The organism is Stenotrophomonas sp. (assembly GCF_035634915.1).
GTDB lineage: Bacteria > Pseudomonadota > Gammaproteobacteria > Xanthomonadales > Xanthomonadaceae > Stenotrophomonas.
The window spans coordinates 79,908-101,221 of the sequence record NZ_DASQCB010000001.1; the positions used below are offsets into that span (position 1 = coordinate 79,908).

At 67.6% G+C, this 21,314-nt stretch carries 20 protein-coding genes; 6 read left to right on the forward strand and 14 right to left on the reverse strand.

Annotated elements, in window-relative coordinates; translation table 11 throughout:
• Window positions 1-44: 44 nt before the first annotated feature.
• From VER16_RS00375 to VER16_RS00385, 3 genes are read left to right on the forward strand one after another with little or no spacing between them, the layout of a single operon-like run.
• Window positions 45-1,892 carry an amidohydrolase gene (locus tag VER16_RS00375; protein ID WP_324805054.1) on the forward strand — a complete coding sequence of 616 codons (1,848 nt, stop codon included), beginning with the start codon at window positions 45-47 and terminating at the stop codon, window positions 1,890-1,892.
• On the forward strand, window positions 1,871-3,154 hold the full coding sequence (locus VER16_RS00380; protein ID WP_324804889.1) for an alginate export family protein: 1,284 nt from the start codon (window positions 1,871-1,873) through the stop codon (window positions 3,152-3,154). Before VER16_RS00375 ends, VER16_RS00380 begins: the two co-directional genes overlap by 22 nt.
• Window positions 3,148-4,797: an MFS transporter gene (locus VER16_RS00385; RefSeq protein WP_324804890.1), complete on the forward strand. Its 1,650-nt coding sequence runs from the start codon at window positions 3,148-3,150 to the stop codon at window positions 4,795-4,797. The genes VER16_RS00380 and VER16_RS00385 overlap by 7 nt, the downstream gene beginning before the upstream one ends.
• A gap of 102 nt (window positions 4,798-4,899) precedes the next feature.
• Here the strand turns inward: VER16_RS00385 and VER16_RS00390 are convergent, their stop codons facing one another.
• Window positions 4,900-5,724, reverse strand: a complete 825-nt coding sequence (locus VER16_RS00390) for an alpha/beta hydrolase (RefSeq protein WP_324804891.1) — start codon at window positions 5,722-5,724, stop codon at window positions 4,900-4,902.
• Window positions 5,725-5,926: 202 nt separating this feature from the next.
• Here VER16_RS00390 and VER16_RS00395 point away from each other — a divergent pair, with 202 nt between their 5' ends.
• Window positions 5,927-6,334, forward strand: coding sequence for a hypothetical protein (locus VER16_RS00395; RefSeq protein WP_324804892.1), 408 nt, complete (start codon window positions 5,927-5,929; stop codon window positions 6,332-6,334).
• A gap of 55 nt (window positions 6,335-6,389) precedes the next feature.
• Here VER16_RS00395 and VER16_RS00400 read toward each other — a convergent pair whose 3' ends face one another.
• The 13 genes from VER16_RS00400 to VER16_RS00460 all read right to left on the reverse strand — a co-directional run bounded on the left by VER16_RS00400 (window position 6,390) and on the right by VER16_RS00460 (window position 18,968).
• A complete protein-coding gene (locus VER16_RS00400; RefSeq protein ID WP_324804893.1) occupies window positions 6,390-7,094 on the reverse strand; it encodes a DUF2968 domain-containing protein in 705 nt (234 codons plus the stop codon).
• Window positions 7,095-7,193: 99 nt separating this feature from the next.
• The gene (locus tag VER16_RS00405) at window positions 7,194-9,338 is read right to left on the reverse strand and encodes a TadG family pilus assembly protein (protein WP_324804894.1); all 2,145 of its coding nucleotides are present in this window, start codon (window positions 9,336-9,338) and stop codon (window positions 7,194-7,196) included.
• Window positions 9,339-9,348: 10 nt separating this feature from the next.
• Window positions 9,349-9,777: a DUF3613 domain-containing protein gene (locus VER16_RS00410; RefSeq protein ID WP_324804895.1), complete on the reverse strand. Its 429-nt coding sequence runs from the start codon at window positions 9,775-9,777 to the stop codon at window positions 9,349-9,351.
• Window positions 9,774-10,679, reverse strand: a complete 906-nt coding sequence (locus tag VER16_RS00415; RefSeq protein ID WP_324804896.1) for a Flp pilus assembly protein TadD — start codon at window positions 10,677-10,679, stop codon at window positions 9,774-9,776. Before VER16_RS00415 ends, VER16_RS00410 begins: the two co-directional genes overlap by 4 nt.
• A gap of 5 nt (window positions 10,680-10,684) precedes the next feature.
• Window positions 10,685-11,614: a type II secretion system F family protein gene (locus VER16_RS00420; RefSeq protein ID WP_324804897.1), complete on the reverse strand. Its 930-nt coding sequence runs from the start codon at window positions 11,612-11,614 to the stop codon at window positions 10,685-10,687.
• 28 nt (window positions 11,615-11,642) lie between these two features.
• The gene (locus VER16_RS00425) at window positions 11,643-12,596 is read right to left on the reverse strand and encodes a type II secretion system F family protein (RefSeq protein WP_324804898.1); all 954 of its coding nucleotides are present in this window, start codon (window positions 12,594-12,596) and stop codon (window positions 11,643-11,645) included.
• A gap of 2 nt (window positions 12,597-12,598) precedes the next feature.
• Window positions 12,599-13,948, reverse strand: coding sequence for a CpaF family protein (locus VER16_RS00430; RefSeq protein ID WP_324804899.1), 1,350 nt, complete (start codon window positions 13,946-13,948; stop codon window positions 12,599-12,601).
• The gene (locus VER16_RS00435; RefSeq protein WP_324804900.1) at window positions 13,933-15,189 is read right to left on the reverse strand and encodes a fimbrial protein; all 1,257 of its coding nucleotides are present in this window, start codon (window positions 15,187-15,189) and stop codon (window positions 13,933-13,935) included. Before VER16_RS00435 ends, VER16_RS00430 begins: the two co-directional genes overlap by 16 nt.
• A gap of 25 nt (window positions 15,190-15,214) precedes the next feature.
• The gene (locus VER16_RS00440; protein ID WP_324804901.1) at window positions 15,215-16,570 is read right to left on the reverse strand and encodes a type II and III secretion system protein family protein; all 1,356 of its coding nucleotides are present in this window, start codon (window positions 16,568-16,570) and stop codon (window positions 15,215-15,217) included.
• Window positions 16,571-16,588: 18 nt separating this feature from the next.
• Entirely contained in the window at window positions 16,589-17,641 is a 1,053-nt protein-coding gene (cpaB, locus tag VER16_RS00445; protein WP_324804902.1) for a Flp pilus assembly protein CpaB, read from the reverse strand.
• Window positions 17,642-17,664: 23 nt separating this feature from the next.
• Window positions 17,665-18,138 (reverse strand): pilus assembly protein, encoded by a 474-nt coding sequence (locus tag VER16_RS00450; RefSeq protein WP_324804903.1) that lies wholly within the window; start codon window positions 18,136-18,138, stop codon window positions 17,665-17,667.
• A complete protein-coding gene (locus tag VER16_RS00455; RefSeq protein ID WP_324804904.1) occupies window positions 18,135-18,680 on the reverse strand; it encodes an A24 family peptidase in 546 nt (181 codons plus the stop codon). The genes VER16_RS00450 and VER16_RS00455 overlap by 4 nt, the downstream gene beginning before the upstream one ends.
• A gap of 108 nt (window positions 18,681-18,788) precedes the next feature.
• Window positions 18,789-18,968 carry a Flp family type IVb pilin gene (locus tag VER16_RS00460; RefSeq protein ID WP_324804905.1) on the reverse strand — a complete coding sequence of 60 codons (180 nt, stop codon included), beginning with the start codon at window positions 18,966-18,968 and terminating at the stop codon, window positions 18,789-18,791.
• Between the two features lie 684 nt (window positions 18,969-19,652).
• Between VER16_RS00460 and VER16_RS00465 the strand changes: the two genes are divergently transcribed.
• Window positions 19,653-20,633 (forward strand): AraC family transcriptional regulator, encoded by a 981-nt coding sequence (locus tag VER16_RS00465; RefSeq protein WP_324805055.1) that lies wholly within the window; start codon window positions 19,653-19,655, stop codon window positions 20,631-20,633.
• A gap of 464 nt (window positions 20,634-21,097) precedes the next feature.
• Complete coding sequence (locus tag VER16_RS00470) at window positions 21,098-21,301, forward strand: hypothetical protein (protein WP_324804906.1); 204 nt, start codon at window positions 21,098-21,100, stop codon at window positions 21,299-21,301.
• Window positions 21,302-21,314 lie beyond the last annotated feature (13 nt).

The following is a 21,314-nucleotide window of genomic DNA, read 5'->3' on the forward strand; positions in this document are numbered from 1 at the left end:
GTGGCGCCACAGCGGCCATCGAAACCCTTCCGAAGGAGCGTCGCATGAGCACGCTGGTCATCAGAAACGCACGCATCACCACCCTCGACCCGCAGCAGCCGCATGCGCAGGCGCTGGCCGTGCAGAACGGCCGCATCGCCGCTGTCGGCAGCGACGAGCAGATCATGCGCGAATGGGGCAATGAAGCCACCATCATCGATGCGCAGGGCCGGCGCATCGTGCCTGGGCTCAACGACAGCCACACCCACCTGATCCGCGGTGGCTTGAACTACAACCTGGAACTGCGCTGGGATGGCCTGCGCTCGCTGGCCGATGCCATGGCCATGCTGAAGGCGCAGGTCGACCGTACCCCGGCGCCGCAGTGGGTGCGCGTGGTCGGCGGCTTCACTGCAACGCAGTTCACCGAAAAGCGCCTGCCGACGCTGCAGGAGATCAACGACATCGCCCCGGATACGCCGGTGTTTCTGCTGCACCTGTACGACCGCGCGCTGCTCAACCGTGCCGCGCTGCGCGCCTGCGGCTATACCAGGGAGACACCGGACCCACCGGGCGGGCAGATCGTGCGTGATTCGCTGGGCAACCCGACCGGTCTGCTGCTGGCCAAGCCCAATGCGCTGATCCTCTACGCGACGCTGGCCAAGGGACCGCGCCTGCCGATCGAATACCAGGCCAATTCGACCCGCCACTTCATGCGCGAGCTGAACCGCCTGGGCATCACCTCGGTGATCGATGCCGGTGGCGGCTTCCAGAACTACCCCGAGGATTACCAGGTCATCGAGCAGCTGCACCGCGACGGGCAGCTGACCGTGCGCATCGCCTACAACCTGTTCACCCAGAACAAGGGCAACGAGGTCAACGACTTCCGTGGCTGGAGCGAGATCCTGCAGCCGCGCCAGGGCGACGACCTGCTGCGCCACAACGGCGCCGGCGAAATGCTGGTGTTCTCCGCGGCTGACTTCGAGCTGTTCAACGAGCCGCGCCCGGAACTGCCGCCGGAGCTGGAGCCTGAGCTGCACGAGGTGGTGAAGCTGCTGGTGGAGAAGCGCTGGCCGTTCCGCATCCACGCCACCTATGACGAGAGCATCACCCGCATCCTGGATGTGTACGAGCAGGTGAACCGCGAGGTGCCGTTCGATGGCCTGCACTGGTTCATCGACCACGCCGAAACCATCACCCCGCGCAACATCGAGCGCATCCGTGCACTGGGCGGTGGCATCGCCGTGCAGCATCGCATGGCTTACCAGGGCGAGGCCTTTGTCGAGCGCTATGGCGTGCAGGCGGCGCGGCATACGCCGCCGGTCAAGCGCATGCTGGCCGAGGGCGTGCCGGTCGGCGCCGGCACCGATGCCACCCGCGTGGCCAGCTACAACCCGTGGGTGGCACTGTCCTGGCTGGTGACCGGGCGCACCGTCGGTGGCCTGGCCCTGTATGGCGACGAGAACCTGCTGGAGCGCGAACAGGCATTGCGCCTGTGGACCCAGGGCAGCGCGTGGTTCTCCGGCGACGAAGCGGTGAAGGGCACGCTGAAGCAGGGCCAGCTGGCCGACTTCATTCTGCTGTCGGCCGACTTCTTCCGCGTCGGTGATGTGCAGATCGCCGACATCACCAGCCTGCTGACCGTGGTCGGTGGCCGCATCGTGCATGCTGATGGTGATTACGCCGGCCTGGCGCCGCAGCTGCCGCCGGCGATGCCGGACTGGTCGCCGGTGAACACGTTCGGCGGCTACCACGTTGGCGGCACCGCCACCGGCCTGGCCGCAGCGCACCATCACCACCACGGTGTGGCCTGCGGTACCCATGGCGCGCACGGCCATGCCGCGCAGCACGCAGCACCGACCGATGATCTGACCGCATTCTGGGGTGCGATGGGATGTTCGTGCTTCGCCTTCTGACCCTGGCGGTGCTGGCAACGCCGGCACTGGCGCTGGCCTGCGAGGGCGGCTACTGCAGCGAGGCCGGTGACGGCCAGCTGCAGCTGGATGCCTCGATGCGCCTGCGTGGCCTGTACTACGACCCCGCCCGGTTCGGTATCGGCGGCAGCGAGGATGGCTATGGCCTGCTGCGAGCACTGGCATCGGCCACCTACGCCCGTGATGACTGGCAGGCGAAGGTGCAGCTGGGTGTGCATGCAGAGAGCGGCAAGGCGGGCGGTCCGGGGCGCACCGATCGCGGTGCGATGGATGTGCAGCAGGCGTACTGGCGTTGGCAACGCGATGGGCTGCGCGTGCAGCTGGGGCGCCAGGAAGCAGCCTATGGCAGCTCGCGGCTGCTGTCCGTGCGTGATGGCGCCAACATCCGGCTGGCGTTCGACGGCGCGCGTGTCGGTTGGAACGGGCGGCTGGGTTCGCTGGATCTGATGGCCCTGCGCCCGGTGGAAAACCGTGCCGGCGCATTCGATGATCGCGGCGAACACGGCGCCCATCTGTGGGGCGCCTATGCCACCAGTGCGCGCGGGCACGGTACAGGGCAGTGGGATGCCTACCTGCTGGACTACGGCCGCGACGGTGCGCGCTTCGCTGCCGGCAATGGTGTCGAGCGGCGGCAGACCGTGGGTGCGCGCTGGTTCGGCCAGGCCGGTGCACTGGACTGGAACAGCGAACTGGTGGCCCAGGGCGGTGAGCTGCGCACGGCCGGCGCTGATCTGGATATCCGTGCCTGGACCGTTGCCACCGATACCGGCTGGCGTTGGGCCGCGCTGCCGCTGCAACCGCGCCTCGGCCTCAAGGCCGATATCGCCAGTGGTGATGGCAACCTGCACGATGGGTGCCTGGGCACGTTCAATGCGTTGTTCCCCAAGTCGGCCTACTTCAGCGAAGCCAGCCTGCTGGCGCCGGCCAACCTGATGGACATCCAGCCAACCCTGGCTCTGCGCCTGCATCAAGCAGTGAGCACGGAGGTGGGCGTGCAGCTGGCGTGGAAGCATCGCCGTGCGGACGCGGTCTACACCACGCCAGCACCATTGGTGGCCCTGCCGGGAAGCGCCGGTGGTGCACGCCGCATCGGCACCCAGTACAAATCCGAAACCCGTTGGCAGGCCAGTGAACACTGGCAATGGCAGCTGCAGCTGGCCTGGGTCGACGCCGGCCCTGCACTGAAGCAGGCCGGAGGCCAGGACACGTTGTTCGCCTCGATCGTTGGAGCATGGCAATGGTGAACGCAACCGCGTCACAACCTTCCCCCCAGGCCGCAGGCGCCTGGTCCCCGCTGAAGATCCGTATGTTCCGTGCACTGTGGCTGGCGATCCTGGCCAGCAACATTGGCACCTGGGTCAATGATGTCGCCGCCGCGTGGGTGATGGCCGAACGTACCGGCTCGCCGCTGATGGTGGCGCTGGTGCAGTCGGCCACCACGGTGCCGATCGTGCTGCTGGCGCTGGCCGCCGGCACGCTGGCCGACATCGTTGACCGCCGCCGGTATCTGTTGCTCACCCAGGGCTGGATGCTGCTGGTGGCGGCGGTGATGGCGGCGCTGACAGCTACCGGCCAGCTCAGCCCGAACCTGCTGGTGGTGCTGACCTTCTGCATGGGGTGCGGTGCGGCCATGGCGATGCCGGCCCAGGCCGCCATCGTCTCCGAGCTGGTGCCGCAGCCGATGCTCGCCTCGGCAGTGGCGCTGAACTCGATCGGGATCAACATCGCGCGTTCGATCGGCCCGGCCATTGGTGGCGTGATCGTGGCCCAGCTGGGCGCCGTATGGGCGTTCGGCTTCAACGCGATCACCTTCGCGGCGATGCTGTTCGTGGTCTGGAACTGGAAGCGTGACCCCAAGGCCTCCAGCCTGCCGCCGGAAGGCTTCGGCGCCGGCCTCAAGGCAGGTCTGCGTTACGCCAGCCGTGCCGGTCGCCTGCAGGCGGTGCTGATCAAGTCGGTTGGCTTCTTCTTCTTCGCTGCCGCGATGAACGCGATGCTGCCGGTGGTGGTACGAGGCCAGATGCACGGCGGGGCAGGGCAGTACGGCATCCTGCTGGGCTGCATCGGGATCGGTGCGGTGGGCGGTGCCCTGTTGCTGCCGAAGCTGCGTGCGAAGCTCGACCGCGACCTGCTGGTCCTGCTGGCGACGCTGGCCTTGGCGACCAGCCTCGTCGGGCTGGCGCTGACCCGCAGCTGGTACGCGCTGCCGGTGGTGATGCTGGTCAATGGCTTTGCCTGGATCACCGTGCTGTCCTCGCTGCAGATTGCGGCACAGACCGCGGTGCCGGCCTGGGTGCGTGCGCGTGCGCTGGCGCTCTACATCATGGTGTTTTCGGCCGGCATGGCTGCTGGCGGCCTGAGCTGGGGCGCCCTGGCGCAGCGTACCTCGCCGGAGCTGGCCCTGCTGGTGGCGGCCACCGGTGCGGTGATCGGCGGGTTGCTGGTGTGGCGCGTGCGGATTGCCGGTACCGAAGAACTGAACCTGCGCCCGGCCGGGCACTGGCCGGCGCCGGAGCTGTCGGTGCCGGTATCGCATGACCGCGGCCCGGTGCTGGTGACGGTGGAATACCGCATCGACGCGGCTGACCGCGATGCGTTCCAGGCACGGATGCGTGCACTCGGCACGATCCGCCGCCGCGATGGTGCGGTGGTGTGGGGCGTGGTTGAGGACGTGGCCACGCCGGGCATCCACCTGGAGTATTTCGTGACCCCGTCGTGGCTGGAGCATCTGCGCCAGCACGAACGCATCACCGCCGATGACAGGGCGATCCAGGAAGCACTGCGCGGCCTGCATCGCGGCGAACGCGCACCGGTGGTGCGCCACTTCGTGGGTGGGCATGACCCGCTGCCGGCAGTCGGCGTGCCGCACCACCACAGCGACATCTGACAAAAAGGGGACGGAGGGGATTAAGTCGTTTGTGCACAAACGACTTAATCCCCTCCGTCCCCTTTTTTGAGGCGGCGGCGCTGTGGGCGCCGCCGCGCTGCATTATCTGCGTGCAAACGCCAGCAGGTCGGCGTTGAACTGGTCAGCGTGGGTGACGGTCAGGCCGTGCGGGGCACCGGCGTAGACCTTCAGCTCAGCATCCTTGATGATCTGCGAGGACCGCTTGGCCGAAGCATCGAACGGCACGATCTGGTCGTCATCGCCATGCACGACCAGGGCCGGCACGTCGATCTTCTCCAGGTCTCCGGTGTAGTCGACTTCCGAGAATTCGTGCACGCAGTCGTACTGGCCCTTGACGCCACCCAGCATGCCCTGCAGCCAGAACGAATCGCGCATGCCCTGGGTGACCGTGTTGCCGTCGCGATTGGCACCGAAGAACGGAGTGGTCAGGTCCTTGAAGAACTGCGAGCGGTCACCACCGGTGCCCTTGCGGATGCCGTCGAACACTTCCAGCGGCGTGCCGGCCGGGTTGGCATCGGTCTTCAGCATCAGCGGCGGTACGGCGCCGACCAGCACGACCTTGGCCACGCGAGTGCTGCCATGGCGGCCGATGTAGTGCGCTACTTCGCCGCCGCCGGTGGAATGGCCGACCAGGATCGCGTCCTTCAGGTCGAGCGCTTCGATGACCGCGGCGAGGTCATCGGCATAGGTATCCATGTTGTTGCCGTCCCAGGTCTGGCTGGAGCGGCCGTGGCTGCGGCGGTCGTGGGCGACCACACGGTAGCCGTTCTGGCCCATGAACAGCATCTGCGGATCCCACGCGTCGGAGGACAGCGGCCAGCCATGCGCGAACACGATCGGTTGGCCGGTGCCCCAGTCCTTGTAGAAGATGCGGGCGCCGTCTTTGACGGTAACGAAGTTGCTCATTGCAGGTTCCTTTGGCGGTAGGGGAAAGACACCGGCGCTGACGCTGCCGGCGTACCGGCAGTACAGCGCAGCATCCACCGCGCGGCTTGCACGCCTGTGTCCAATGGATGGCAGGCGGATGCGGACGTGGACGACGCGTTTCACTCTGGCGGCGTGCGGCCGTCACTGGCCACGATGCTCGCTCTGCCACGGAGGACATTGCATGAAGCGGAGGCTGTCAGGGGCGATCATGGGGTGGCTGCTGGCCGGGTCGGCCCTGGCCCAGACCCATGTCTACAAGTGCGTGGACGGGCCGCACCCGGTCTACCAGCAGACGCCTTGCCAGGGGCGGGCTGAATGGCGCTGGGATGTACCGGCTGATGCATCGCAGTCGCGTGGCGTGGCAGCGGCGGAACCGGACCGGCAGCCAGGGCGCGGCAAGGCTGGCGCGCAGCGCCGCGGCAGGACCGGTCGTGCCCAGGGCGCACTGATCACCGTGGCCCGTGATCCGACCGGCTGCGAGCAGGCACGACGCGAGCAGACGCGGGTCATGTCGCGCACGCGACGCCTCGACTACCAGCAGCGCCGGCAGCTTGATGATGCGCTGCGACTGGCCTGCCAGCCGCCCTGAAACAGCAACGGCACCCGAAGGTGCCGTCGCATGCGTGCGGTGTGCTGCAGGTGGCTCAGTTGCCGTCGCTGCTGGCTGCGGAGCTGCCGGGGGCCTCGGCCTTGGGCAGGCTCAGCTCCGGGTTGCCCTGTTCGGCCTGCAGGATCTGGATGCGGCGCTGCAGGGCGTCGAGCTGGCTGTTGGTGCTCTGCACGTCGGTGCTGAGGCTGACCGCCTGCTGCTGGGCCTGCTGCAGCGACGCACTGACCTGGGCCGACTGCGCCTGCTGCTGTTCCATTTCCTGCTGCAGGGTGCGCAGGCGCTCTTCGTTGTAGGCCACCAGCCGCTCGGTGTAACGCTTGCCGGCTTCCAGGCGCGTGGTGTCGATGTAGACCTGGGCCAGCTGTTCGGTCTGCTGCACGAAGGTGCGGTAGACGCGCTCGGCGTTGTCGACGGCATCGGTCCTGATGACCCGCCAGAAGTTCTTTTCCTGGAACAGCGCCACGTAGTAGGTCAGGGTATTGGCATTGAACAGCAGGCTGGCACCGTAGTTGCCGTTGTAGGTGGTGCGCAGCTCGGTGAGCTGGTGTGCATCCATCAACTGCTTGAGTTCATCCACCGTGTTGCGCACTACCGGGCCGTTGCGGGCCGGTTCGGCCGCCGCTTCGCGATCACCGCGTGCGGCCAGTGCCGACGGTGCCACCGCCATCATGGCCACGGCCAGCAGTGCCGTGCCGCGCGGATACCGGGCGAAGACGGTGCCCCCTGAAGTTTCTCGCATGTCTAGACCATCCACGAACGAAGTGTGGTTGAGATGAAAGTGGTTCCCCGCCGCGAGTCTAGCATGGGCGCAGCGGGCGCCAACCTGCCCGGGCAGGGGTCAATACACCAGCTGGGCGGCATTGCACTGGATCGATTGCATGCTCACATCGGTACGGCCCAGTTCCAGGCCCAGCACGCTGGCCAGCAGGTTGGTCAGCAGCGCGCCGACATTGTTGAGCACCGGCTTGAGTGCAGCCAGCACCGGCGTCAGCACCGTGCACAGCAGGCCCGAGCAGCTGACCGCACCCGGGCCGGACACGCCACTGCCGCCGGCCGGATCGTTGAACCCTCCGGGTTTGGTCTGCAGGTACGAAGCCAGGTTGTCGCGCACGCAGTTGTTGTAGTTGAGCAGGTTGCCAAGCAGGCTGTCGCAGCGCTGCACGAGCAGTTGCCCGGTGAGCGCTCCCAGCAGGCCATCCAGGGCGCCCAGGCCCTGGCCGGTCACGGTGACCTTGTAGGCCTGCCAGACCGTGCCCGGGTCGAAGCAGGTACCCAGGCCGAGCAGGCCGCAGGCGCGGGGCACGCCGTTGGGGGCCGGCCAGGCGCCCAATCCCTCCAGGCCGATCGAGGGATCACCGGAGGTCAGCAGTGGAATGACATTGTCCACGTTGTAGCGACCGCCTGCGGGGTGTGCGGCGATCAGATAGCGGTCAGCCAGCGCGGTGGCGGCCTGCTTGGCATCGGTCTGCGGACCGCTGAGCATGCTCGACAGCACGCGCAGCAGTTCGTTGACCAGAGTGGAGACGGCGTCGCCCAGCGCGAGCGGGTTGATGCGGGTGGAACCGGTCTCGCCGGCGGCCAGGGTGAGGTTCTGGCTGTCGGTCAGTGCTGACAGCCCGATCTTGTTGTTGATCAGCGGCTGCCCGAGCAGGGTCAGCAACTGCGCGTTCTGCAGCCCCGCGTCGCAGACGTTGCTCTTGGAAAAGCGGTCAGCCGCATTCACCGTGCCCACGCAGGCACGCAGCACCGACGCATCCACTTTCACCGTGGCGGTAGGCGGGCTGGCGCCGCACTGGATCGAGGTCAGCGTGCCCATCGCGTTTGTGACATCCACATACAGCGGCAGCTGCAGGCGCGTGCCCAGCAACGAAAGCAGGGCGCCGACCGCGGGTACCTGGTTGCTGTCCACGTCCACCATCAGCCGCACCTGGGCGTTGTAGGCACGCGCGCCGACGCCGCCGATGGCGATCGACGGCGGTTCGATGACCCCGGCCTGCACGTTGATGCCGAGCAGGTTGAGGTTGGGGACCTGCACCCCGTTACCGTCGTTGGCGATGGAGATCGCGGCGTTGACCAGGTCCAGCACGTTGACCTTCGTCTCCAGCGCGCTGCCGATGCTGCCATTGGGCGAGATGACTTCGGCAAACAGGCCGCCACCGCCACTCTGGCTGCCCAGCAGGATGTTCAACTGGTTGATGTCCAGCCGCGTGCCGACCAGGCCGGACAGCGCCTGCAGCTGCGCACCTGCGGTGGTGTTGCGGCCGACAACCGTGGCCGTAGCGTCCACCAGCTGGGCCAACGACACGCGGTTGAGCGACAGCAGGCGGTTGAAGTCGGCCACGCTCAGGTCGGCCGTGACCGGGATCCCCAGCGCGGCCAGCAGGCCGGCCGGTGTGACGCTTGCCTGGGCCAGGCCGTCATAGGACAGCACCGTGGCGTTGTTCACATCCAGCCCGACCAGGCGCAGCGTGGACATCAGGGGAGAATTTCCGTTGGTGCGCAGCAGCTGCGAACCTACGGCGAATACCGCCGTGGGCTCGCTGCGCATGGCCACGGCCTGCACGCGGATGGTTGACAGGCTGCTGTTCTGTGCGAAGAAGGGCACCACGCTGCGCTCGGCGACGACCCGCACCGCATTGCGCGGATTGACGGCATCGACCGCAGCGATGAAGTGATCGTCCTGTGCGTGGGCGGCATTCCAGTTGCCGCAGTTGATCACCAGGGTGCCCGGGAAGCGGTTCTGTGCCGTGGCGTTCTGCCGTGCGGCGGTGTTGTCCGCGTTGTCGGCGCGGCACAGGTCCAGGCGTTGCGCGCCCGCCAACGCGGCCAGATCGGCCACCTTCTGTGCATCGCGCTTGGCCCAGAACAGGAAGCCGATCTCCACCAGGCCGATCATGGCCACCAGCGCGACCATGACCAGCATGAGAGTGACGGACATGCCGCCGCGCGCGTGCTGGAAGCCGATGTGGCGGGGACGGTTCATGGCGCAGGCCTCAGGGACCGGACGCGGTGCCGGACTTGACCTTGCCGACGCCGGTTTCGAAGAACTCGGGGATTTCGTGATCGAAGCTCTTCATGTAGCGCGCATAGCTGGCGCTGGCCTGGTCGCCGAGGATCGGCAGGCGCGCGCCGGCCTGTTGCCCGGAGGCCTGCAGGCGGAACAGGCCGCGGGCGGTATCGCCGATCTCGCTGCGCGATGCACGTGGTGGCGGCGGTGGTGCCTCGGTCACGGAGGGCGGTGGCGGTGGTGCTGGCCGGGTCAGGTCCACGGTCGGCAGGGCCTGGCCGTGGGCTGTGGGTGCCGGGCCGCCGAGCATCTGCCCGGTCAGAGGCTGCTGCGCCGCCTGCGCGTGGGCGGCGGCGGCCAGCAGGGTCGCGGCCAGGGCTGGCAGCAGGCGGCAGAACAGGGGTGTGGCGGTCATGGCGTGCTCCCGGAGGCAGGGTCGGTGGTGCTGAAGCGTTCCAGCATCGAGGGCGGCAACCGCGTGAGGTCACTGGCGGGTGCGCCGTCCCGTTTCGTGCGCTGGGGTTCGGCCGCCAGCTGCATGCGGCTGGGCGCCGGTACGCTCGTCGTGCTCACGGTCGCCCGTTCGTGACGGGTGGCAGCAGCGCTCGCCGCCGCCTGACGCTGCTGCACGCGGGCGCGTATCTGCTGCGCCTGCTGTTCGATGCTGCGGCGGGTATCGGCACCGAGATTGGCCTGCTGGGCCAGACGCTCGGCCGTGGCGGTGTCGCCACGCAGGACCGCCCAGAGGGCGAGGTTGGCCGTGGCTTTGGCATTGCCCGGGGCAAGTTCAAGGGCCTTGGCCAGCGGTTCGCGGGCCTCCTCGTAGCGGCCGGCGCGCAGGCGCGCATAGCCCAGATCGCCCAGGTAATCGGTGTTCAATGGCTGCAGCTGCGTGGCCTTTGCCAGCGCCTGCTCGCTGGCGTCGTCCTGGTCGCGCTGGGCGGCAATCAGGCCCAGGCCATGCGAAGCGGCTGCGGCCTGCGCGCCACTGTCCAGCCCGCGGTACAGGGCGATGGCGGCTTCGGTCTGGCCGGTCTCGCGCAGCGCATCGGCCTGCAGCAGCCGCAGCGTCGGCGTGTCGCCATAGCGCTGGCGGAAGGCATCCACATGCGCGAGCGAGGCATACCACGCTCCCTGCTGCTGCATGCGCTGGATGAGTTCCAGGTAGGCGTTGCGGCTGTCCTGCGGCGCTGGCGTCGGCTCGGCCAGGCTGGGCGCACGCAGGTACGTGGCTGTGGAGGAGGCACAGCCAGCGCCGAGCGTGGCCAGGGCCAGCAACAGGCCGGTATGCATGCAGTGGGTACGCAATCCAGGCATCGTCGTCATCCCAGGTTCGCCAGTGTCTTGGCCAGCGCCACCAGCGCCGGTCCGCCCAGCACCAGCATCAGTGCCGGCAGCAGGGTCAGCATCATCACCACGGTCATCTTCACCGACAGCTTGCCGACTTTTTCCTTCAACGCATTGCGGCGCTGCTCGCGCAGGCGGATGCTGAACTGGCGCAGTGGCTCCTGCACTGCACCGCCGTGCGCATGCACCTGCAGGATCAGCTGCACCAGGCTGGACAGATCGTCATCAGCGTAGATATCGCTGAGCCGGCGCAGCGACTGCGCGCGGGTGCGGCCGTGGGTATAGGCAATATTCGCCTCCTGGATCTCACCGCCCAGTACCGGCAGTGCTTCGCGCAGCTTGTCGCCCAGGGTCTGCAGGCTCTGGTCCATGCTGAAGCCCACACCCTGCAGCAGGCGCAGCAGGTCGATCAGCAACGGCAGCTCGGCATTCACCGCGCGGCGGCGGCGCTTGACCCACGCCGAGAGCAGGAACTTGGGCAACAGCAGGCCGGCGGCCAGCGCGCCGAACATCACCATCAGCTTCGACAGCCCGTGGGCATCGCTGAAGGCGACGGCGGCCAGCAGCACCAGCAGGGCCAGCAGCAGCCGCAGGCCGAGGTAGATCGCGGTGCCGCGGCGGGTGTTCCAGCCGGCCAGGTCCAGCAGCAGGCGATCTTCGTTGGCCAGCAGCGCCGCTTCCACGCGGCCACCGCCAACGGCCTGGCCCATGCGCTCCAGCCAGCCCAGCGAGTCGCGCTGCATGGCGCCCTCCTCGCGGACCGCCTCACGCGGCTGCAGGGCGGTGCTCAGGGTAGCGGCACTGCGATCTTCGCGCTGGCTGCGGATCCAGCCGACCAGGCCGAGCAGGGCGACGCCGGCAGCCAGTACCAGCAGTGCGGCCATGAACCAGGTGCTGGCATTCATCGGCAGTCTCCCGGGCAGGTGCGCGCCGTCATATCGAACGCGCCAGGCGGTACAGCAGGAAGCCGCCGGCCAGCTCCAGGCCCAGTGCCATCAGCAGGATCTTGTGGCCAAGCGGATCGTGCAGCACCGGCTGGAAGAAATCCGGGCTGGCAATGGCCATCATCACCACGCTGGCTGGCGGCAGCAGGCCCAGTACCCAGGCCGACATGCGGGTCTCCGCCGTGGTGGCGGCCAGCTCCTGCTGCGCCTGTTCCAGGTCGCGCATGAAGTCAGCCATGCGCTGCAGGATCTGGTCCGAACGGCCGCCGATGCGCACACTCACGCCCATTACCACCGCCAGCACGCCCAGCACCTCCATGCGGTAGGGCTGGCTGGCCACGCTGAGCGCGCGGTCCAGTTCCATGCCGCTGCGCGCGTTGCGCAGGGTGGTGTCGAGCAGCTCGCGCAGCGGCGCGGTGGTCTGCGTCGAAGCGACCTGGAAGGCGGCCTGCAGGCTGTTGCCCAATGCGGTCATGCGTACCAGGTTGTCGAGGAAGTCGGGCAGCTGGTGCAGCAGCCGGGCCTTCAGCCGGGTGGTGCGCCGGGCCAGCCACAGCCACGCGCCGAGCAGGTACAGCAGCAGGGTCAGCGGGAACATCCAGGCGGTGCCCAGGCGCGCCACCGCCAATACCGCCAGCGCCATCCCCGGCAGCAGCACGGACAACGGAACCTTCCAGCCGGCCGGCAGCCCGGCGCTCTGCAGCAGGCCGTCCCAGGGGAGGCTGCGCCGGTTGCCCGCAGTGCGGCCCGGCGCCGCTATGGGCGCGCGTGCAGCTTCAGGTCTGACCGCCGCCGGTGCAGTACCTCGCGCAAGCTGCTGCTCGGCATGCTGCAGCGAGGCCTGCCGCTGTTCGCGGCTGCTGGCCGTGCCCCACAGCCAGGCCGCCAGCGCCAGCAGCACCGAGACAATGCTCAACACGCCCAGCAGCAGGCCGGTGCCCATGCTCAGAAATCTCCGTACAGCGATTCGCGCAGCTGCTGGCGGAACGGCTCCAGCTTGTGCGAATGGGGATGGAAGCCCAGGCCGATCCAGCGATCGATCTCCTTGCCGGTGCCGTCGATCTGGACCTCGTGGCGGAACATCTCCTGGGTGGTGATGAGGTTGTCGCTGACCCCGGTGATCTCGGTGATGGACACCAGTACACGGCGGCCGCTGCCCAGGCGGGAGATCTGCACGATGAAATCGATGGCGCTGGCAATCTGCCGGCGCAGGCTGTCTTCGCTGCCCTGGAAACCGGCAAAGCCGGCCAGCATCTCGATGCGGTACAGGCAGTCACGCGGCGAGTTGGCGTGGATGGTGGCCATTGATCCATCGTGGCCGGTGTTCATCGCCTGCAGCATTTCCAGTACTTCGGCACCTCGCACCTCGCCCACCACGATGCGGTCCGGGCGCATGCGCAGGCTGTTGCGCACCAGATCGCGGATGCTGACCGCGCCATGGCCCTCGGCACCGCCGACGCGGCTTTCCAGGCGCACCACGTGCGGATGGTTGAGCGACAGTTCAGCGGTGTCTTCGACGGTGATCACGCGTTCGTTGGCCGGCACGTAGCTGGCCAGCGCATTGAGCAGCGAGGTCTTGCCCGAACTGGTGCCGCCCGATACCAGGATGTTGCAGCGGCCCAGCACCATGGCCTTCAGAAGTGCCTGCATCGGCGCATCGAAGGTGCCCTTGGCCAGCAGTTCATCGGGGGTGAACGGATCCTTGCGGAACTTGCGGATGGACACCATCGGCCCATCCACCGCCAGCGGCGAGATGATCGCGTTGAGGCGCCCGCCATTGGGCAGGCGCGCATCGACCATCGGGTTCGAATCGTCGAGGCGACGACCGAGCGGAGCAAGGATGCGGCGCAGGATGCGCAGCAGATGGGTGTCATCGGTGAAGCGCTGGGTGGCGCGCTTGAGCTGGCCGCCCTGGGAAACGTGGACGTCCTTGAACCCGTTGATGAGGATGTCCTCGATACTGGGGTCGTGCAGCAGGTCATCCAGTGGTCCGAATCCGGTCAGTTCCTTGACCAGGCCTTCGGCCACCACCTGCATTTCTTCTTCGTTGATGGGGATGCGCCATTCCTGGATGAAGCTGACCGTCTGCACCTGCACCCAGCGGGCAATCGTATCGGGCGCCCACGAATCGATGTCGATGCGCTCGTCTTCGATGCTGTTGAGCAGATGCTCATGCGCGGCCGAGAGTACCTTCTGGTACTGCTCGGTCTGCGCGAACGGCATGCTGCCCGGCGCCGATTCGGGAATCGCGCTGCGGGTGGCCAGGTGCGGGAACGGCGTCACTTTGTCTTCCATTGCGGTCCACCCAGGGCAAGGGCAAGTCGTTCCCGCAGGCCGTGGGCCTGCACCGGGCACGCGGCCGGGTCCAGGCGCTGCACAAGCGGGGCCAGGGCACGCAGATACGGGTCGCGCGGGGCATCCTGCAGCAGCAGGTGGCCGTGGCTGGCCGCAGCGCGAACGCGGGGGCGCTCGGGCAGTGTGGCCAGCAACGGCAGTTCGAAGCGGCGCGCGATCTGGTCCGGGCTCATGCCGCCGCTGTCGTCATGGCGGTTGATCACCAGTTGCAGGCGCTTTTCGCGATCGCGCTGGCCTGACAGATGCTTCAGGGCATGGTCCAGCGACACCAGCGTAGCGATCGATGCATCGGCGACCAGCCAGATCTCGTCGGCGTGGTCCAGCAGCACCGGTGGCAGTTGCCGCAGCGGGCAGCCGCCGGCATCGCAGAGGACGCTGGAGAACACGCCGCGCAGCCGCTGCAGCAGGGCGGCGGGATCGGAGGGCGGCAGCGCGTCGCTGCCGCTGGAGCGATCCAGCAGCACCAGGCCGCTGGCATGCCGTGCCATCGCGGTGCGGGCCAGGGTGGCGTCGATGCGGCTGGCGTTGCGCAGGGCGTCTTCGTAGTGGAAGCGGCTGTCAAGGTTGAGGTAGAGGGCGAGATCGCCGGCAGGCTGCGCCAGTTCCAGCAGCAGGCCGTCCTGCGGGCTGATTTCGCCCTGGGCCAGCACATGGGTCTGCTGCGCCAGCACCGACAGGTGCGCGGCGAGGGTGCTGGTGCCGACCCCGGCACGCACGCCGAGCAGCACGATCAGCTTCGCCTTGTGCGCCTGCTGGGCGCTGGCGGCCGGACGCGGCGACAGGGCGCGGCGCAGCGCCGTTTCGACGTCGGCGTTGTCGCTGTCCAGGTCCAGCACGTCGCGCAGGCCGGCACGCAGGGCCATCACGATGCCTTCGACCTGGCCCGCAGCGGTCGCACCCACGGCAACCAGGGTCAGCTCGGGTTGCGCCTGTTGCAGCTGCTGCGCCAGCACGGCGGACGCAGCGGCGTGCTCGGGGCGGAAATCCAGCAGCACCAGGTTCTGCGGGCCGCGCTGCAGATCCTGTGCCGATGTCGGCTGCCCACAGTCCTGCCAGTGCAGCACGCTGGAGGGCGGCAGCTTGGCAGCCAGCCGCGGCAGCAGTTCACGGTCAATGCCATACAGGACCAGGTTCATTGCTGGTCCTTGTGGGTGCAGGGGCTGGGCAGTGGCGTAGGGCATGGTCGTGGCATCACAGGCATCAGGATCAGCGCGAGAACCCGGGCACCGGGTCCTGGCTGACCGGGCCAAGCAGCCACGCGCCCCATTCGGGCAGGTGCGGCCTGGCTTCGCGATCGCCGGGCAGCGGCAGCTCGGTGTTGCGCGCCAGCGGCTGCACCAGACGCGGGGTGACGATGATCACCAGCTCCTTCTCCTGCCGCTTGTAGTCGAAGTTGCGGAAGAACGAGCCGATGATCGGCAGGTCGCCCAGCAGCGGAATCTTGTTCACGGTCGAGGCCACGGTTGAACTGACCAGCCCACCGATGACGAAGCTTTCGCCGTCGCCCAGCTCGACCGTGGTATCGGCGCGCCGGGTGGTGATGGAGGGAATCTGCACGCCGTTCAGGGCGATGGAATTGGTGTAGTCCAGATCGCTGGCTTCGGGTGCGACCTTCAATGCGATGCGGTTGGGTGCCAGGACAGTGGGGGTGACGGTGAGGCCGATGCCGAACGGCTTGTAGGTGATGGTGGTCGTGCCCAGTCCCTGCGGCTCGAGGATCGGCAGCTCGCCGCCAGCCAGGAAGCTGGCACTCTGCCCTGACAGCGCGACCAGGGTGGGTTCGGCCAGCACACGGGCCATGCCGTTGGCCTGCAGCAGATCCACATCCGCATTCCACAGGCCCTTGGTGGAGCCGAACACCAGGCGGAAGGCCGACGACAGCGGTGACTCGCTTTCATTGCTCGATTCACCCTCCTGCATGCCCGGCAGGATGCCGGTATTGCCGGGCAGGCTGCCGCCGGGTTTGGCAAAACCATACGCGAAGCCGCCGTTGCGGTTCTGGAAGCTGATGCCGATCTGCTTCAGCGCGGTCTTGTTGAACTCGACCACCTTCACCTCGACCTGCACCACGCCGCCGCTGCTGACGGTGGAGGCATCGGCCAGCAGGCCGTCCTTGCCCAGCGCCATCGCCGCGGTCTTCTGCTCCTGCATGTGTGCCAGCACGCTGTCGGTGCTTCCCTGCAGCAGCCCTTGCTGGTCCTGCTGGGTGAATACCAGGCCGGTGCCGGCATCGGCGGCACCCTGCACCGCGCTCTGCACCCGAACCTGCACGCGCTTCGGTTCCCCCTTGCCTCGATGCCAGAGCAGCAGCGTGGTGCTGCCCGGTGCCTTGCCGACCAGCAGCGCCTGGCGCTGGCCGCGCAGCATCACGATGTCGGCCACGCCGGGGTCGGCAATGGCGACGCGCTCCAGATCCGCAGGCAGGCTCCAGGGGCGCTGCTCACGGGTCTGCAACACCAGGTCGTCGGCGGCCACGCCCGCAGCCGGCGCCAGCAGCACCAGCAGCAGGGCCAGCCAGCGCTGGCGGGCAGTGGGACGCGGGCTCAGGCGACGTTCGGTCATGGGCGCTCTCGTTCCAGGTCAAAGGGAACCACGGGGCGCAGCGCTGTCGCCGCGGATGATCTCGATGCCGGAGGCGGTACGGGCCGTGCTGCGGCGCGCGGCCGGTGCGGGTGCCGCTGCCGGCGTGGGACTGCCTGCGTGCTGGCGGGCCATGCCGCGCCCGGCCAGCGCATCGCCGTCGATACCGGCAAAGGCGTTGTTCTCGGGGCGCTGCAGTGCCTGCTGCTGTTCGGCATCCAGCCCGCGCACCGGGTCGAGCACGCTGCGTGCCTGCGGGAACAGCGCGACATCGGGCAGGCCGGTGTCGGCCGGGTTGCGCAGCGCCAGGAACAGCTTGCCCTGCTGCGCGCCCAGCAGCAGGCGGTTGGCCTCGGCCACCGGTACCGCCAGCACCGCGCTGCGCGCCGGCTGGGTGGCGTCCTTGCTGGCGCTGGTCTGGCTGGAGGGCGAGCCGGTGATGTCCGCTGCACGTGGGTCGTTGCGCGCGGCCTCGCTGCTTTCGTTGCCGGCTGCCGGCGTCGCCACCGCGATGTCATGCTGGCCGTAACTGAGCACGCGCAGCCGCGACAGCAGCAGGCGGGTCTGCGCTACCTCGGGCTGGCCGTTGTAGGGGGACGGTGCGCTGCGCAGGTTGAGGAAGACGTCGACGAAGTCACCCGGCAGGATCCGGTTGCCGGCGGCGACCAGCTCATCCACCGGTACCGCGAGTGCGCGCTCACCCGGGCGCAGCTGCAGGGAGAAGCCCTGCGCCAGCAGTGCGTCGCCGATGGCGGTTCCTTCGCTGATGTCCTGCACCGGGACACGACCAACCACGGCGGCCAGATCGCTGGCGTTGCCCGTCGCTGGACCACTGCGCTGGGCCAGGCGGACGCCATTGGCGCTGATCGGCTCGCCCGCCGGTAGGCGAGCCACGGCTTCGACCACGGCATGGGTCTGGGTATCGGCCTGCACCACCAGCGTGCTGTTGCCAGCCTCGGAGGCGGGTTTGCGCCCGATCAGCAGGGCGACCACGGCCAGCAGCACGGCCAGGGCGATCAGTGCGATGGCGGCGATGCGGGTCAACTTGAGCATGGATCCGTCTCCTGTACCGGTCGTCAGTTGCTGCCGAGGTCGAGCTGGGCGACCGCGGTGCTGCGGATGGGGGCGCGCATGACCCAGCCATACAGCGTTGCCGTCCCGGGCAGGAAGGGGCTGGCGGCGTAGTCGTAGCTGACCGTGACGGTGATGCATTGGGCGGTGGCAAGACCGGTGCAGGGTGCGGCGGGGGCGACCACGATCGGGCCGCTTCCACCCGCGCTGCAGTCCGGGTTCTGCCTGGAGAACTGCAGCAGCCACTGCATGGAACGGCGCGCCGCCAGGCAGGCGGCGGTACGTCGCTGCTCGGGCGTGGCGTAGCGCAACGAGGCACGCGCGCCTTCGGCCGAGGCGGTGGCCAGTGTCTGCTGTGCTGCCATGATCATCACCCCGCTGAAGGTGAACAGCAGCAGCGGCAGCAGCCCCAGCATCAGCATCAGGGCGTACTCAAGGGTGACCACACCGCGCTGGTCCCTGGGCGAGGCGCACTTCATGCGGTGCCTCCATGGGTGGTCACCAGGACCCAGCCGATCGCTGCCACTGCGAGGTAGGCCGCGTAGGGAATACCGTGGCGGCCCTGGCGCGCGGCCTGCACGCCACGCGCAGCAGGATGGGCCTGCCAGTGCGCGCTGGCACGGTTCACCTGCAGCTGCAGACGCATGGGTAGAAGTGTCGTGAGTTGACGCGAGCCCAGCGCAACGACAGCGTGCACGCCGGCGGCCAGACTGGCGATGACCCACACCGGCAGCAGTGCATGCCAGCCGAGCAGCAGGCCGAGCACGGCGAAGAACTTGACGTCACCGGCGCCCATCCAGCCGATGACATGGAACGGCAGCAGGGCTGCCAGTCCAATCAGCAGACCCAGCAGATGCGCCGGCCACGGCAGCGGCGGTGCCTGGAACTGGCCGGCCAGCAGCAACGGCACGGCAAGCACGCACGCGGCCAGCAGCCAGGTATTGGGCACCCGGCGGGCGTACAGATCGCTGATCGCGATCCGCAGGCACACTCCGATGGCCAGCAATCCCAGCACTGTCATGGCGGCTCTCCCCGTCGTCCGTTACGTGGCCTGCGGCAGGCCCTTCCAGCGCCAGCCAGCGGCGCGGCCGTCAATGCGGCCGGCGCTGGAACTGGCGCCAAGTACTGCTCAGGTGGTCGCCGTGGTGGCGATGGCCTGCAGCCGGGCGAACAGCGTGGTGAAGAAGTCGCCGAGTTCATCTTTGGCGACCACGATCAGGATGCCGGCGACCACGGCGGCCAGCAGGCCATATTCCAGCGCGGTCACGCCGTCTTCTTCTTTCAGGAATCTGCGGATGGATGCGTTCATGACGGTTGTCTCCCTCTACCTGTCAGTGGGCAGGATGGCTGCGTGGGCCGGCGCCCCGGTTCCACCGGTACGACCCCTGGGCCTCCGCCGTCCTGGCAGAGGAGGCATGGCGGGCAAGCCGCCACACTCAAACGATGTGATCGATCCCGGAGTTGCCGCGGGCGTGCAGCTGTCGACACACGGCGCGCTGCCGTGGTTCATGCCGGACTTTTCTGCGCGGACGCCCATGTTTCCCCCTGGGTGTGCCCCGATTGGACGGGCTGGATCACCTTGCTATCGACTGTGCCTGAATGGCGGCCCGCTGCAACCGGAACCTATATGCAAATTCGGCAGAAACAGGAAAACCCTGAAAGTTTCAGGCGCTTTCTGTGACGAAAATCCATCCGGTAGCAGAACGATTCACGTAAGTGTATGGATCGTGATTAAGTTCGCGCTGCATGCGAGAACTGTGCCAGAAACTCCGCTGGTTTCTTCACGTGTCATGGCAATTCAGCATGAAGGAAACTTCACATTCACCGGTGATGATAATCGGGCATACTGCATTGAAACCGGGTGCGGTTTCATGGAATGCGCCGTCAGGCGCTGGTCATCGGGGTCACCGATCAGGGTATTCCGTATAGCGATTGCGTCCTGTCAGGCAGTGGGGGCGGGGTCGAGGCAAGCCAACGGGGGGACGACACTGTCATGGTCGATGGTGCGGTAGGCGACAACAGCGAAGACGACCTCAGGTCAATCGACCTGGCGACGTTGAGCGGGGTACTCCGGGTGTGCGACGTGGAGCTGTTGCTGCTGGATGGCAACGGTCCGCGTGCGGCATTCGCTTCGCGGGTACACGAGGAAGCCCTGTTCTGCAGCATCACCTGCGGATTCCATTGCCGTGGCCGTTTCATGCTGCCGCCCGACTGGGCGATGCTTGGTTACCTGCACGCCACCGACGAAGCGATGAGCTGGTGCCATGGCATTCCTCTGACTGCCGGAATGGCGTTGACGGTGCTGCCGGAGGGCATCAGCGAGTTCACCCTCAGCCCCGGTACGCGCTTGACCGTCATGCTGGTGCCGATGGCGCGCGTACAGCGGAAACTGACCGAGCTGAGCCTGCGCAGCACGCCGCCTGCGGGGCAGGCGCTTTCCTTGTTCACGCTGGCCAGCGACGCTGTGCCGCTGGCCCAGCATTACCAGGCCCTGCACGCGCAGCTGGGGCAGGGCGGGGCATTGCAGCCGGAGGAAGCCGAGCGCCTGCTGCATGAGCACGTGCAGGCGCTGCTGGCCTCGGGCCCGGCCGACCGCCCGACCTTCAGCCGCGCCCGGCGCACGCATTACCTGATCGCGCAACGGGCGGAGAACTTCATGCGTCTGAACCTGCGGCGCAACATCTACATGAACGAGATCTGCGACGCGGCGGGGGTCAGTGAGCGCGGGCTGCGCTATGCGTTCGAAGATCTGTTCGGGACCTCGCCCAATCGCTATCTATCGATGCTGCGCCTGTGCGCAGCGTGCCGCAGCCTGTCGATGGCCGATTCGAGCCGTCGCTCGGTGAAGGCGATCGCCCTGAGCTGCGGGCTGTGGGATCTGTCCCGGTTCGCGGACAACTACCGCAAGGTGTTCGGCGAGCTGCCGAGGGACACCTTGATGCGGGCACCGGCCCAGGTCGGGCAGCCGGCGTAGTCGGGGTTTTCCTGGCAGGGCTGCGCCCTGCACCCGCCGAAGCAAGTGCCACTGCAACTGCCAAAGCCAAAGCCAGAGCCAGAGCCAGAGCGGCTCTGGGTTTCTGATGGTTGGGCGGGGCGGTGTGGGCTTGCAGGACACGCCGTAAACCCGTCCATGGGGGCTCGATGGCGCCATCCATGGCGCCAACGGTCCTGCAAGCCCACACCGCCCCACCCCCGACAGTTTCCGAGTGACGGTTGGATTGGATTCCGGACGGCACGTTGTTCAATTGATTCGATCTAAATAAAGTTTCGTTACAACATTGCATTTGTATTATCTCGATCCAAATCAATTCGTATCGTGATCCATCAGTTCCAGAAAGAATGAAATGAATCTTCCTGGCAGCCCGCAGGAAACTGTCGAAGGCGGGGTGGGTCCGGTTGAGGGGGCGTGAGCCGCATGGATGCGGCGACCGAGGCTACATGGACGTATTTACGCCGTCCCCCTCAACCGGACCCACCCCGCCAACCCACGGATACCCAGCTTTTGAAGTTGACGTTGAAGTTGCATTGGAGCAGGTGCAGGGCGCAGCCCTGTCGAAAAACCCCTTCCTGCCGGTTTTGCGCATTCGGCTGCCGAATCCGGCCGTGGATTTGCCGGAATGCCCGATTGCCGTGCCGGAATGAAGTGCGCGTCCCC